The organism is Scandinavium tedordense, assembly GCF_024764965.1.
GTDB lineage: Bacteria > Pseudomonadota > Gammaproteobacteria > Enterobacterales > Enterobacteriaceae > Scandinavium > Scandinavium tedordense.
Genome location: NZ_JALIGG010000056.1, coordinates 203,041 through 215,729 on the forward strand (window position 1 = coordinate 203,041; position 12,689 = coordinate 215,729).

13 protein-coding genes are annotated in these 12,689 nt (G+C 53.4%); 11 read left to right on the forward strand and 2 right to left on the reverse strand.

What is annotated here, in order from left to right; all coding sequences use genetic code 11:
• Nucleotides 1–207 precede the first annotated feature (207 nt).
• Both pth and ychF read left to right on the forward strand, forming a co-directional pair.
• Complete coding sequence (gene pth, locus MUU46_RS14150; RefSeq protein ID WP_258965824.1) at nucleotides 208–792, forward strand: aminoacyl-tRNA hydrolase; 585 nt, start codon at nucleotides 208–210, stop codon at nucleotides 790–792.
• 115 nt (nucleotides 793–907) lie between these two features.
• Nucleotides 908–1,999: a redox-regulated ATPase YchF gene (gene ychF / locus MUU46_RS14155; protein WP_258965825.1), complete on the forward strand. Its 1,092-nt coding sequence runs from the start codon at nucleotides 908–910 to the stop codon at nucleotides 1,997–1,999.
• A 172-nt stretch (nucleotides 2,000–2,171) separates the two neighbouring features.
• Here ychF and MUU46_RS14160 read toward each other — a convergent pair whose 3' ends face one another.
• Complete coding sequence (locus tag MUU46_RS14160) at nucleotides 2,172–2,933, reverse strand: FadR/GntR family transcriptional regulator (RefSeq protein WP_258965826.1); 762 nt, start codon at nucleotides 2,931–2,933, stop codon at nucleotides 2,172–2,174.
• 222 nt (nucleotides 2,934–3,155) lie between these two features.
• Between MUU46_RS14160 and MUU46_RS14165 the strand changes: the two genes are divergently transcribed.
• The 8 genes from MUU46_RS14165 (at nucleotide 3,156) to MUU46_RS14200 (ending at nucleotide 10,195) form a co-directional block, all read left to right on the forward strand.
• The gene (locus MUU46_RS14165) at nucleotides 3,156–3,896 is read left to right on the forward strand and encodes an SDR family oxidoreductase (RefSeq protein WP_258965827.1); all 741 of its coding nucleotides are present in this window, start codon (nucleotides 3,156–3,158) and stop codon (nucleotides 3,894–3,896) included.
• A gap of 63 nt (nucleotides 3,897–3,959) precedes the next feature.
• Nucleotides 3,960–4,802, forward strand: coding sequence for a fumarylacetoacetate hydrolase family protein (locus MUU46_RS14170; protein WP_258965828.1), 843 nt, complete (start codon nucleotides 3,960–3,962; stop codon nucleotides 4,800–4,802).
• 27 nt (nucleotides 4,803–4,829) lie between these two features.
• A complete protein-coding gene (locus tag MUU46_RS14175; protein ID WP_258965829.1) occupies nucleotides 4,830–6,107 on the forward strand; it encodes an L-fuconate dehydratase in 1,278 nt (425 codons plus the stop codon).
• Between the two features lie 34 nt (nucleotides 6,108–6,141).
• The gene (locus MUU46_RS14180; RefSeq protein WP_258965830.1) at nucleotides 6,142–6,969 is read left to right on the forward strand and encodes an amidohydrolase family protein; all 828 of its coding nucleotides are present in this window, start codon (nucleotides 6,142–6,144) and stop codon (nucleotides 6,967–6,969) included.
• Nucleotides 6,970–6,994: 25 nt separating this feature from the next.
• Nucleotides 6,995–7,771, forward strand: coding sequence for an L-fucose dehydrogenase (locus tag MUU46_RS14185; RefSeq protein ID WP_258965831.1), 777 nt, complete (start codon nucleotides 6,995–6,997; stop codon nucleotides 7,769–7,771).
• Complete coding sequence (locus MUU46_RS14190) at nucleotides 7,768–8,127, forward strand: L-rhamnose mutarotase (protein WP_258965832.1); 360 nt, start codon at nucleotides 7,768–7,770, stop codon at nucleotides 8,125–8,127. Before MUU46_RS14185 ends, MUU46_RS14190 begins: the two co-directional genes overlap by 4 nt.
• A gap of 93 nt (nucleotides 8,128–8,220) precedes the next feature.
• Entirely contained in the window at nucleotides 8,221–9,459 is a 1,239-nt protein-coding gene (gene fucP, locus MUU46_RS14195) for an L-fucose:H+ symporter permease (protein ID WP_258965833.1), read from the forward strand.
• A 253-nt stretch (nucleotides 9,460–9,712) separates the two neighbouring features.
• Entirely contained in the window at nucleotides 9,713–10,195 is a 483-nt protein-coding gene (locus MUU46_RS14200) for a glutathione peroxidase (protein ID WP_159755721.1), read from the forward strand.
• Nucleotides 10,196–10,273: 78 nt separating this feature from the next.
• Here the strand turns inward: MUU46_RS14200 and MUU46_RS14205 are convergent, their stop codons facing one another.
• Nucleotides 10,274–11,167, reverse strand: a complete 894-nt coding sequence (locus tag MUU46_RS14205; protein ID WP_258965834.1) for a LysR family transcriptional regulator — start codon at nucleotides 11,165–11,167, stop codon at nucleotides 10,274–10,276.
• 294 nt (nucleotides 11,168–11,461) lie between these two features.
• On the opposite strand from MUU46_RS14205, the gene MUU46_RS14210 reads away from it, so the two are divergent.
• On the forward strand, nucleotides 11,462–12,649 hold the full coding sequence (locus MUU46_RS14210) for an MFS transporter (protein WP_159755715.1): 1,188 nt from the start codon (nucleotides 11,462–11,464) through the stop codon (nucleotides 12,647–12,649).
• Nucleotides 12,650–12,689: the final 40 nt, after the last annotated feature.

Below are 12,689 nucleotides of genomic sequence, written 5' to 3' on the forward strand. Positions count from 1 at the left end.
AACACTTTTGTCGGTTAGTGCGTATGCGATCACAATTACGAACATCTGGGCAACATAACTTTACAAATAACAGCCTGAACTATATAAATTTCTAATGGTTCAGCACCGCAACGACTCCCTTCACCCCGTCTGGCTTGCAGAATTTTGTCTCCCGCAGCGATTACAGTACACTACGCGCCAGATATCGACGCACTCAGGAATAAAAACGTGACGATTAAACTGATTGTCGGCCTTGCCAATCCAGGGGCTGAATATGCCGCTACCCGCCATAACGCCGGGGCCTGGTATGTAGATTTACTGGCCGACCGCTGCCGCGCCCCGCTGCGCGAAGAAAGCAAATTCTTTGGTTATACCTCGCGCATCAACTTAGCGAGCGAAGATGTGCGCCTGCTGGTGCCGACCACCTTCATGAACCTCAGCGGTAAATCCGTTGCCGCGATGGCGACCTTTTTCCGCATCGCCCCGGACGAAATTCTGGTCGCCCATGACGAACTGGACCTGCCACCCGGCGTGGCGAAGTTCAAACTTGGCGGGGGACACGGCGGTCATAACGGTCTGAAGGACATCATCAGTAAACTCGGTAACAACCCTAATTTTCACCGTTTACGCGTGGGAATCGGTCATCCGGGCGATAAAAACAAAGTTGTTGGTTTTGTTCTGGGCAAACCACCAATGTCGGAACAGAAGCTGATAGACGAAGCGGTTGACGAAGCGGCACGCTGTACCGAAGTTTGGCTGAAAGACGGGTTGAGCAAAGCGACCAACCGCTTACACGCTTTTAAAGCACAATAACGCCCGGCGGGCGGCAATTTTGCCCTGCGCCGTGTATAATAGGCGAAGTTGTTTACTTTTCTGCAATCTGTTCAACGTAACAGGTTGATTACCAAAGATTAAGGTGATTTACATCATGGGATTTAAATGCGGTATCGTCGGCCTGCCTAACGTCGGCAAATCCACCCTGTTCAACGCGCTCACCAAAGCGGGTATCGAAGCGGCCAACTTCCCGTTCTGTACCATCGAGCCGAACACCGGTGTCGTGCCGATGCCCGATCCGCGTCTGGATGCGCTGGCTGAGATCGTCAAGCCGCAGCGTATTCTGCCGACCACCATGGAATTCGTCGACATCGCCGGTCTGGTGAAAGGCGCGTCCAAAGGCGAAGGCCTGGGCAACCAGTTCCTGACCAACATCCGTGAAACCGAAGCTATCGGTCACGTGGTGCGCTGCTTTGAAAATGACAACATCATCCACGTGAATAACAAAGTCGATCCGGCTGATGATATTGACGTTATCAATACCGAGCTGGCGCTGTCGGACCTCGATACCTGCGAACGTGCTATCCACCGCGTACAGAAACGCGCGAAAGGCGGCGACAAAGACGCGAAAGCTGAACTGGCCGCACTGGAAAAATGCCTGCCGCAGCTGGAAAACGCCGGTATGCTGCGCTCGCTGGATCTGACTGAAGAAGATAAAGCCGCCATCAAATACCTGAGCTTCCTGACCCTGAAGCCAACCATGTACATTGCGAACGTCAACGAAGACGGTTTCGAAAACAACCCTTACCTCGACCTGGTGCGTAAAATCGCCGACGCCGAAGGTTCTGTGGTGGTTGCCGTATGCGCCGCAGTAGAATCCGACATCGCTGAACTGGACGATGCTGACCGTGACGAATTCATGGCTGAACTGGGCATCGAAGAGCCAGGTCTGAACCGCGTTATCCGCGCCGGTTACGAACTGCTGAACCTGCAAACCTACTTCACCGCTGGCGTGAAAGAAGTTCGCGCCTGGACCATTCCTGTCGGCGCTACCGCCCCACAGGCTGCGGGTAAAATCCATACCGACTTCGAAAAAGGCTTCATCCGCGCACAGACTATCGCCTTTGAAGACTTCATCACCTACAAGGGTGAGCAAGGTGCCAAAGAAGCCGGAAAAATGCGCGCAGAAGGCAAAGACTACATCGTTAAAGATGGCGACGTGATGAACTTCCTGTTCAACGTCTAAAATAAAATGTGTTGTCTTATGAGATCTCAATGTATCTCGTGAAGACTGACAAACCCCATAAAATCCACGCAATTGCGTGGATTTTTCTTTTCATGGTGTCTCATCCATCTCATGACAGCGCAGTCAAAAATGAGTACATGGATGAGTACAATCCGTTTCCACCTTCATTCTCTTAGCCTTGTCCAAAAATCTTAATCACTGCATCCAGATGATCTTTCATCGCTTTTTTCGCCGCACGACTATCGCGTGCTTCCAGCGCGGTCAGGATTTCGAGATGTTCAATTTCAGAACGATGGGGCATGTCTTGCGGGGTGTAATGCAATTGCAGACTGCGGAACATAGTGCCGTAGCGGTGCCCAAGCAGGTGCGCGATGATGAATGCGTAGGCCGGATTTCCGCTGGCCTGGGCGATGCGGATATGGAATAAGCGGTCGCCGGGATGAGTGGCCGAGCCATTACGGTTATCGCGACAATTCTGCTCATATGCCTGCCTGATTGCCGAAATTTCGTCGTCACTCGCGTTTTTTGCCGCCAGCGCAGCGGTTTCTGGCTCAATCAAACGACGGGTTTGCAACAGCGAAAACGGCGGCAGCTCGGCGGTAAAATCCAGCTCGATATTCAGCTCGTCATCCACATCCGCCCACTGATTGCGCCCGGCCTGCGACATCACTGGTTCCTGTGAGGCTGCAACCGGTGTAGCCGAGGGCTGACGCACAATCACGCCGTTCCCTACCCGCACATCCACCAGCCCGATCACTTCTAACGCTATCAGCGCTTCACGCACCGAAGCCCGGCTGACCTGCAACTGACTGGCCAGCTCACGCTCAGCGGGAAGTCGGCTGCCGGGTGGAAATTCCTTGTTATCAATTAACGTTTTTAGCTGGTCAGCTATCTGCCTGTATATTCTAGGATTTTCTAATTTTTTTATCGGCATTGGACACCTGATGTCAATTCTCATTAAGTGATTCAGCTTGCATTTCTCGGACAAAAATCTTGCTGATTTGTTTTATACATGTGAAAAATTAGTTAATCGAAATGATATTTTAAGTAGAAGCTTGCCGAACATCTTAGCAAACCGCATCGCTTTTAACTTATTTTTTTCGCCCTCAATGGCCTGACCATTAGACCTAAAATGCTTTTTTAATTGGGAGTTACTATGAACCTGGCAGGGAAAAAAGTTCTGATCACCGCCGCCGGACAAGGCATCGGTTTTAACACCGCCACGCTGTTTGCCCGCGAAGGTGCTGAAGTCATCGCGACCGATATCAACATCGACGCGCTACGCGATATTCCGGGCATTACGCCACGACTTCTCGATGTGACCGACCCACAGGCTATTGCCGCGCTGGCGGAAGAAACCGGCGCGCTCGACGTGCTGTTCAACTGCGCGGGCGTAGTACACAGCGGCGATATACTGACCTGCACCGAACGCGAATGGCAGTTTGCGTTAGATCTCAACGTCACCGCGATGTTCCGCATGATCCGTGCCTTTTTGCCCGCCATGCTCGAACGCAACCGCGGTTCGGTGATCAACATGTCTTCTGTGGCCTCGAGCATCAAAGGGGTGCCGAACCGCTTTGCTTACAGCGCCTCAAAAGCGGCGGTGATAGGCCTGACCCGCTCAGTCGCAGCGGATTACGTCACCCGCGGCATTCGCTGCAATGCGATTTGTCCTGGCACGGTGGAATCCCCGTCCCTGCGCCAGCGCATTGCCGCGCAGGCTCAGGCTGAAGGCCGCAGCGAAGAAGAGGTATATGCGGCGTTTGTTTCCCGCCAGCCGATCGGGCGTATCGGTAAAACCGAAGAAATCGCGCAACTGGCGCTGTATCTGGCTTCAGATGCCAGCTCGTACACCACCGGCACGGTTCAAATTATTGACGGCGGCTGGAGTAACTGACTCAACAGCCGCTTTAACCATTTGATTTTCGCAGATCTGACTTTCACAGAAGGACACTGACCCATGAAATTATTACGTTACGGCAATCCCGGCGCTGAACGTCCCGGCCTGCTCGACGGCAACGGAAAACTACGTGATCTCAGCGCGCACGTTAGTGACATCAGCGGCAAATTTTTGCAGCCTGAAACGCTGGACAAACTACGCCAGCTCGACCCGCAAAGCCTGCCGCTGGTCAGCGGTGAACCCCGTCTGGGTGCCTGTGTTGGCAAGGTGGGAAAATTCATCTGTATCGGTCTGAACTATGCCGATCACGCTGCCGAAACCGGCGCGGAGATCCCGAAAGAACCGGTGATTTTCAGCAAATGGACCAGCGCGATTGTCGGGCCGAATGACAACGTGGAAATCCCACGTGACTCCGTCAAAACCGACTGGGAAGTGGAGCTCGGCGTCGTCATCGGTACCGGCGGACGCTACATCAGCGAGGCCGATGCCCTGTCGCATGTCGCCGGTTATTGCGTGATTAACGATGTGTCTGAGCGGGAATTTCAGATTGAACGCGGCGGCACTTGGGATAAAGGCAAAGGCTGCGATACCTTCGGCCCAACCGGCCCGTGGCTGGTGACGGCCGATGAAATCCCCGATCCGCACCAGCTGAATCTGTGGCTGGAAGTGGACGGCAAGCGCTGGCAGCACGGCAACACCCGCACCATGATTTTCAAAATTCCGGAAATCATCAGTTATCTCAGTCGTTTCATGAGCCTGCAAGCGGGCGACATCATTTCCACCGGCACACCACCGGGAGTCGGTCTGGGGCAAAAGCCGCCAGTCTATCTGAAAGCAGGTCAGGTGATGCGCCTGGGAATTGAAGGTTTGGGCGAGCAGCGCCAGAAGACGGTGCAGGCGTAACCGATTACAGCTGAAGGAATTTTTTCGATGACAACGATTACAGCTATACGTGTAGAAGATGTGCGCTTCCCGACTTCGCTGGCGCTGGATGGCTCGGACGCCATGAACCCGGATCCGGATTACTCCGCCGCTTACGTGATTTTAGAAACCGATAACCTGGCGCTGAGCGGGCACGGACTGACCTTCACCATCGGGCGCGGTAATGAAATTTGCTGTGCGGCGATCAGCGCACTGGAGCACTTAGTAGTCGGTCGCAGTCTGGCGGGAATTACCGCCGATATGGGTAAGTTCTGGCGGGAATTCACCAGTGACAGCCAGCTGCGCTGGATTGGCCCGGACAAAGGCGCGATTCATCTGGCGACGGGTGCGGTGATCAATGCCGTGTGGGACTTATGGAGCAAAGCGGCCGGTAAACCGCTGTGGAAACTGGTTGCAGATATGACACCGGAAGAGTTAGTGCGCTGCATCGATTTCCGCTACATCACCGACTGCATCACGCCACAGGAAGCCCTGACGCTGCTGCAACGCCGTGCCGACAATAAAGCACAACGGACGGAGAAACTGCTTGCAGAAGGCTACCCGTGCTACACCACCTCGGCAGGTTGGTTGGGTTATCCCGATGACAAACTGCGCCGTTTGTGTCAGGAAGCGGTCGATGCCGGTTTTGATTATCTGAAGCTTAAAGTCGGACGTGACCTGGAAGATGACATCCGTCGCGTGCGCATTGCCCGCGAAGTCATCGGCCCGGATCGCAAACTGATGATCGACGCCAATCAGGTATGGGAAACCAACGACGCCATTCCGTGGGTGAACGCCCTCGCCTTCGCCAAACCTTGGTTTATCGAAGAACCGACCAGCCCGGACGATATCGAAGGCCACCGCAAGATCCGTCAGGGTGTTGCACCAGTCAAAGTGGCGACCGGTGAAATGTGCCAGAACCGCATCATGTTCAAGCAGTTCATCATGCGCGAAGCCATTGACGTGGTGCAGATTGATGCCTGTCGCATGGGCGGCGTCAACGAAGTACTGGCCGTGATGCTGATGGCCGCGAAATACAATCTGCCGGTGTGTCCGCACGCAGGCGGCGTCGGCCTGTGCGAATACGTACAGCACCTGTCGATGATTGATTATCTGTGCATCGCCGGAACCCACGAAGGCCGGGTCATTGAATACGTTGATCATCTGCACGAACACTTTGTGCATCCGTGTGACATTCGTGGTGCGGCCTATATGCCGCCGCAGGCACCGGGATTCTCCATCGATATGCATCCGGCCTCGATAGAAAAATACCGCTATCACGCCTGAGTTTGCGTCGCTAAAAGCAGGAAGGAGAACGCCGATGATGCGAATCGACAGTCACCAGCATTTCTGGCGCTACACGTCGCAGGATTACCGCTGGATAAGTGATGAGATGGCGGTACTGAAGCAGGATTTGTTGCCGCAGGCGCTGCGTCCAACGTTAGAGCATCACGATATTCAGGGCACAATTTTGGTTCAGGCATGTTCCTCTGTGCAGGAAACGCGCTTCCTGCTGAAACTCGCAGAGGAAACTGACTTCGTACGCGCCGTCACCGGCTGGGTGGATCTTTCATCGCCTGCTCTGCAAGGTGATCTGGAGGCGCTTTCTCACCCGCTGCTGCGCGGTTTTCGTCATCAGGTTCAGGACGAACCTTCGCCCGCGCAATGGCTGACAGATCCGGCCATCAACGCCGGTGTAAACCTGCTTCAGCGGCAGGAAAGCGTCTATGAAATTCTGGTGACGCACCGCCATTTGCCAGAAGCCGTGCAGTTTGCGGCGCGCCATGACGGGCACTTTCTGGTGCTCGACCATTTCGGCAAGCCAGATCTCAGCCTGGGCGCAGCGCACTGGAAAAAACAGATTGCGCAGCTGGCGGCGTTAAAACACGTCAGTTGCAAACTCTCTGGACTACTGACCGAGCCGCGTCCGGCCGGGATGTCAGCCCGCGATCTGCTGCCCTATTTCGAGGTCGCGCTGGAGGTTTTTGGTACTGAACGACTGATGTTTGGCTCCGACTGGCCGGTATGTCTGCTGGCAGCGACGGATGAAAATCCGTGGGATTTATGTGAACAGGCCACGGCTTCACTCAGTTCTGACGAGCAGGCAGCCATTTTTGGCGGCAATGCCTGCACTGTTTACCGACTATAGCTTTTACCGACGACAGGAACGCGTAATGAATCTGCATCTGCAAAATAAGGTAGTGATCGTCACCGGCGGCGGTTCCGGTATCGGCGCGGCGATTTCGCTGACGCTGGCGGAAGAAGGTGCAATCCCGGTGATCATCAGCAATACCGAACCGGCCAACGAACTGATGCATAAACTGCAACAGCTTTCGCCCCAGACCCGTTTTGTACTGACCGAGCTGTGTGACGAAGCCAGTTGCCAGGCGGCGGTGAATGAGGTGCTTCGCCGCTACGGCAGTATCGACGGGCTGGTGAATAACGCCGGTGCCAATGACAGCGTCGGGCTGGATGCCGGTCGCGAAGCTTTTGTGCAATCGCTCGAAAAAAACCTGATCCACTATTACCTGATGGCCCATCTGAGCCTGAACGCACTACGCGCCAGTCGCGGAGCGATCGTCAATATCAGCTCGAAAACGGCGTTAACCGGACAGGGCAATACCAGCGGTTATGCTTCGGCGAAAGGCGGCATTCTGGCGCTGACCCGCGAATGGGCAGCGGCGCTGCTCGGCGACGGTATCCGCGTGAATGCGGTGATCCCGGCAGAAGTGATGACGCCGTTATACGAACGCTGGATCAAAAGCTTCGACGCTCCGGAAGCAAAACTACAACAAATCACTGCGCATATTCCCTTGGGGCAACGTATGACCACGCCACAGGAAATCGCTAATACCGTGGTGTTTTTGCTTTCTTCCCGCGCCTCTCACACCACCGGCCAGTGGCTGACGGTCGACGGCGGCTATATGCATCTTGACCGGGCGCTGACATGACGCGCCGCTTTTGTCAGGCGCTGGATCTGGCCGACGATCCTGCGCTTATCGAAGAATATCAGCGTTATCACCGCGAAATCTGGCCGGAAATTACTGCGCATCTGCGTCGTTATGGCATCGAAGAGATGGACATTTACCGGCTGGGAAACCGCCTGATGATGGTGATGGAAACCACGGAAGATTTTGACAGCGGGCTGTTTGAACGCCGCAGTCTGGAGGATCCGAAAGTCTGCGAGTGGGAATCCCTGATGTGGAAATATCAGCGCCCCACGCCGTGGACACCCGCCGGTGAAAAGTGGGTGGAAATGGAGAAGATTTTTTCGCTTGCTGAACAGAAGCCACTCTCCCTGCTGTGAGGGAGTCGACCGTTTTTCACGTTATCTGACATAAAAAAATCAGCCAACTGAGCTGACCCCCTACATGCGTTACCAGATACTGAGGAATACACTATGCTCGCCGACAAAACTGCCGCGCCCGCTTATGCGCAGCGCAAAACGACGACCAGTTTCCGACTGGCGTTCATTTTGGTCACCACGCTGTTTTTCCTGTGGGGCTTATCCTACGGGCTGCTGGATGTCCTGAATAAGCATTTCCAGGAAGTGTTACACGTCAATAAAGCCCAATCAGGCCTGTTGCAGGCCGCGTATTTCGGGGCTTACTTCATCATCGCCCTGCCCGCCGGTTTCTTTATGGACAGGTTCGGCTATAAAGCCGGGATCCTGGTCGGATTGTGCCTGTATGCGCTGGGCGCGCTGTTATTCGTCCCTGCCGCCTCCGCAGGAAGCTTCGGCATGTTCCTGTTTGCGTTGTTTGTGATTGCTCTCGGCCTGGGCTGTCTGGAAACTGCCGCAAATCCGTTCGCTACCGTTTTAGGCGATCCGGCTGGTGCAGAACGCCGATTAAATCTTTCACAATCCTTCAATGGGTTAGGCCAGTTTATCGGCCCAATCATCGGCGGTTCGCTGTTCTTCTCAGCTACTCAGGGCACCACCGCTGACGGATTGTCTTCGGTAAAAACCACCTACGTCGCCATTGCAATATTGGTGCTGCTGATTGCCTTCCTGTTCGGGCGCACAAAATTGCCGGATATCCGCGAGCAAAGTACATCGGAAGATCACGGCGTTGAGAAAGGATTGTGGCAGCACAGTCATTTCACTGGCGGCGTGATCGCCCAGTTCTTTTATGTGGCGGCGCAAGTGGGTGTCGGGGCGTTCTTCATCAACTACACCACCGAGCACTGGCATACGCTGTCTAACCAGAATGCCTCGTACCTGTTGTCAGTCGGTATGATCAGCTTTATGGTTGGGCGCTTCTTCAGTACATGGCTGATGGGATTTGTCCGTCCTGCTACACTGCTGGTGATTTATTCCATCATCAATATTGTGCTATGCGGGGTGGTGGTCGCGGGGATTGATAACGTCTCGGTGATCGCACTGGTGGCAATATTCTTCTTTATGTCGATCATGTTCCCGACCATTTTCGCGATGGGCGTCAAGAATATGGGCAAACAAACCAAACGCGCCAGCTCAGTGATGATTATGGCGATTGTCGGCGGCGCTGTGATGCCGTACCTGATGGGCGCTATCGCCGATCACTACAACACTGCCGTCTCCTATTCACTGCCGATGGTGTGTTTCGCTGTGGTGTTGTTCTATGCCGTGAAACAGAGAGCGAAATCTATCTTCTGATTAAAAGTCTCGTGGATTAACAAGCGGAGTGAGTATCAGCAGCGATATTCACTCCGTGACATTTCTTACGCTCAGCGTTTAAATTAGTACATCGCTATTACATTCCCTGCCGGGTCATTCACGGCAACGTCGCAATACGATCGGCTTTGTTAATGGAATGGTCACCCCCTTCTCTTGTGCCGCAGTGGGACGAAAAATCGTCACTACAGTAGTAATATCGACGACAACCTGATTCCGCTTTGAGGATCCCGACATGACCACCTTTCATCAACTTACTGCCACCAGCCTGCGAGGACAGCCTGTCTCTATGGCTGACTATGCTGGGGAACTTGTTCTGGTGGTTAACACCGCCAGCCATTGTGGCTTCACGCCACAATACGCAGGCCTTGAGGCACTCTACAAGAAGTACGCCGTCCAGGGTCTGGTCGTGCTTGGTTTCCCCTGCAACCAGTTCGGCAAACAGGAACCCGGCGGTGCCGACGAAATCGCGCAGACCTGCCATATCAACTACGGTGTCAGCTTCCCGATGTTCGAGAAAGTAGACGTCAACGGCGCCGCGACACACCCGGTGTTTCGTTACCTGAAAGACGAATTGCCCGGCGTGCTGGGTGGACGAATAAAGTGGAACTTCACTAAATTCTTGGTCGGACGCGACGGCAAACCGCTCAAGCGTTTTGCACCCTTCACTACCCCAGAGAAAATGGAAACCGCCATCCTCGCTGCACTTGAAAGCTAAGTGTTCGTGAAATGCGAACGGCCAAAAATTCTAACCGGTGTAGTCATTCAAACAGACCTGGAAGTCATCATTAAATGATCATGGCAGCGTCAATTGATCTTTAACCTCATCAAATAAGGCAATTAAATGGTCTGCGACCACTCTGACCCGCCGCGAACCAGCTAAGTCTGAGTGCATCACCAGCCATAATGTCTGGTCTACAGAGATATCTGAATTAACGCAATACAGGCCGTTTCTCCTTGCCATAAAGTGCGGCAAAACACCTAAACCAATGCCTGCTGAAACTGCTGATAACTGTGTCACGAGCGAGTTTGCTTCCACTCTACATGGCCTGCCGCGAAGCATTCGCGTTACCCATTGTGCAGCAGGCAAGTGCTGGTGAGCTTCCGGCCAGCCCACATACTGAGCGTTACTTAAAGATAATCCGGTGAGCCCATCATTCAACATTTTTAAATATGCATCAGCACCGTATAATCCAAATCCCACCGTTCCGAGACGCTTCAATGTCAGATTCCCGCTGTCAGGTTTGATCATCCGTATTGCTAAATCGGCGTCCCTACGATTCAGATTTACTGACTGTACACCGCTGAGCACCTCCACACGCAGATCGGGATATTTCTCCAGAATATCCTTAAGCGAAGGTAGAATAAAATGCGTGGCCAGATTGTCCGATGTCGCAAGCCGGACAATTCCGGCAACGTTACCCTGCAATTTTGCCGACTCACCTAACGCTAGCCCCGCATATTCGAGCGCCTCAGCTCGCTCCAGAAGAGCCTCGCCATCATCCGTCAGTCGGTAGCCGTTCTGATGCCTGCTGAACAGTGGCACCCCGAGTGATTTCTCAAAGCGCTCCAGCTTTCTTGAGAGGGTAGCAATGCCCATCCCCATGGTATCTGCTGCACCACTCAACGTACCCACGCGAGCAATTGCCAGAAAAACCCGCGCATCGTCCCAGTTAAAATCTGCTTTCATGCTTTTCCATTTATGGAAAACGGATCTCCGTTTTCTGGTCTGTTTTATCATATTTAGCCGGATGATACTGCAGTCCCACACAAGGAGATAGACATGCATAAAAGCAATCTAGCGACATCCCCTGATGTATCCACACTCGGTCAGGGTTTTATAACGCCCGGGCTGGTTAGTTGCTCAAAGCGAAAGCGCCGAAGAACGTTACGCACCGAGGGATAAAAGGCATGCGAACCCGCACCCAGCCTACGAAACATTCTTCACACATTTCTCCCAGTATCTATCAAGAGTATTTATGACATGAACGACACCATTTTACAGGTAAGTCCGGTGCCCGCCCGCGCCTGGGTGGCAGTAACAGCGCTCGGGATCAGTGCGTTTACGATTGTGACCAGCGAACTTGCACCTGTGGGCATGCTGAGCATGTTAGCGAAGGATCTGAATCAGACTGAATCTGGTGCGGGTCTTGTCGTTACCGCTTATGGCTGGGTTGCCGCTTTGGCCGCTTTTTTGTCCGGCACAATGCCAGCACGAATTTCCCGAAAGGGTCTGCTGGTTGCACTAATGTTGATTCTGGCTCTCTCCTGTCTGCTCGCGTCGCAATCTCACACAATGAATGCATTTATGACTGCCCGTATAGCAGGCGCACTGGCACACGGTGCTTTCTGGGCATTAATTGGTACCGTGGCCATACAGCTTGTTCCGACAGGTAAACTCGGATTGGCCACGTCAATCATCTTTGGCGGTGTTTCGGCTGCCAGTGTTTTGGGTGTGCCGCTGTCCAGCTTTATTGCAGACACGGCCGGATGGCGCCATGCGTTTACAGCGATTTCACTGTTGTCATTGGCCACCGCCTGCGCTTTATTCTGGACGCTGCCCACACTGGCTTCTCCTCAGCCACTGAGGTTGGATGTTTACCGCGGTATATTTAAAAATCCAGAGATCCTTTCTCTTTATGGTGCAACTGCCTGCATTATTTCGGCGCACTTTGCGGCATTTACTTACCTTGAACCACTGCTGACAAAAACCAGGGGGGTACTGGCGGTTTCCATTTCTGGTCTGTTGTTGATTTCAGGACTGTCTGGACTGATAGGGAATATCATTGCCGGCAAGTTGATTGACCGACATATCAAAGTACTGATTTTGATTTCACTGTTTCTCAGTGCAGTTGCGCTTGGGATACTGGGTATGAAGAGCTTTGCATCACTTCCTCTGTGGTTCACAGGTATGCTGCTCTCTATATGGGGCGGGAGTATGGCAATTGTATTCGTTGGATTGCAGACATGGCTTCTGCGAAATGCGGGAAATGCCGCACAGCCAGCGTCAGCAATTTACGTTGCAATTTTCAATGCAGCGATTGGCACCGGTGCACTTGCCGGGGGACAGATATTAGCTGTCATCGGTCTTCAGAGCATGGTCTTATTGGCTGCGTGTGTCATCATGTGCAGCATAGTCTTTGTATTAAGGCTGCAAAGCCCTGCAAGATAAAGTGAATCGTCGCAATGTGTTCCTCTAAATAACCGCCCCA

Excerpts from the sequence above, each read along its gene's own strand:
- fucP (WP_258965833.1), top strand. The coding sequence starts at position 8,221 with ATGCTCGCCGACAAAACTGCCGCGCCCGCTTATGCGCAGCGCAAAACG.
- MUU46_RS14170 (WP_258965828.1), top strand. The coding sequence starts at position 3,960 with ATGAAATTATTACGTTACGGCAATCCCGGCGCTGAACGTCCCGGCCTG.
- MUU46_RS14185 (WP_258965831.1), top strand. The coding sequence starts at position 6,995 with ATGAATCTGCATCTGCAAAATAAGGTAGTGATCGTCACCGGCGGCGGT.
- MUU46_RS14210 (WP_159755715.1), top strand. The coding sequence starts at position 11,462 with ATGAACGACACCATTTTACAGGTAAGTCCGGTGCCCGCCCGCGCCTGG.
- MUU46_RS14160 (WP_258965826.1), bottom strand. The coding sequence starts at position 2,933 with ATGCCGATAAAAAAATTAGAAAATCCTAGAATATACAGGCAGATAGCT.
- MUU46_RS14180 (WP_258965830.1), top strand. The coding sequence starts at position 6,142 with ATGATGCGAATCGACAGTCACCAGCATTTCTGGCGCTACACGTCGCAG.
- MUU46_RS14175 (WP_258965829.1), top strand. The coding sequence starts at position 4,830 with ATGACAACGATTACAGCTATACGTGTAGAAGATGTGCGCTTCCCGACT.
- MUU46_RS14205 (WP_258965834.1), bottom strand. The coding sequence starts at position 11,167 with ATGAAAGCAGATTTTAACTGGGACGATGCGCGGGTTTTTCTGGCAATT.
- MUU46_RS14200 (WP_159755721.1), top strand. The coding sequence starts at position 9,713 with ATGACCACCTTTCATCAACTTACTGCCACCAGCCTGCGAGGACAGCCT.
- MUU46_RS14165 (WP_258965827.1), top strand. The coding sequence starts at position 3,156 with ATGAACCTGGCAGGGAAAAAAGTTCTGATCACCGCCGCCGGACAAGGC.
- ychF (WP_258965825.1), top strand. The coding sequence starts at position 908 with ATGGGATTTAAATGCGGTATCGTCGGCCTGCCTAACGTCGGCAAATCC.
- MUU46_RS14190 (WP_258965832.1), top strand. The coding sequence starts at position 7,768 with ATGACGCGCCGCTTTTGTCAGGCGCTGGATCTGGCCGACGATCCTGCG.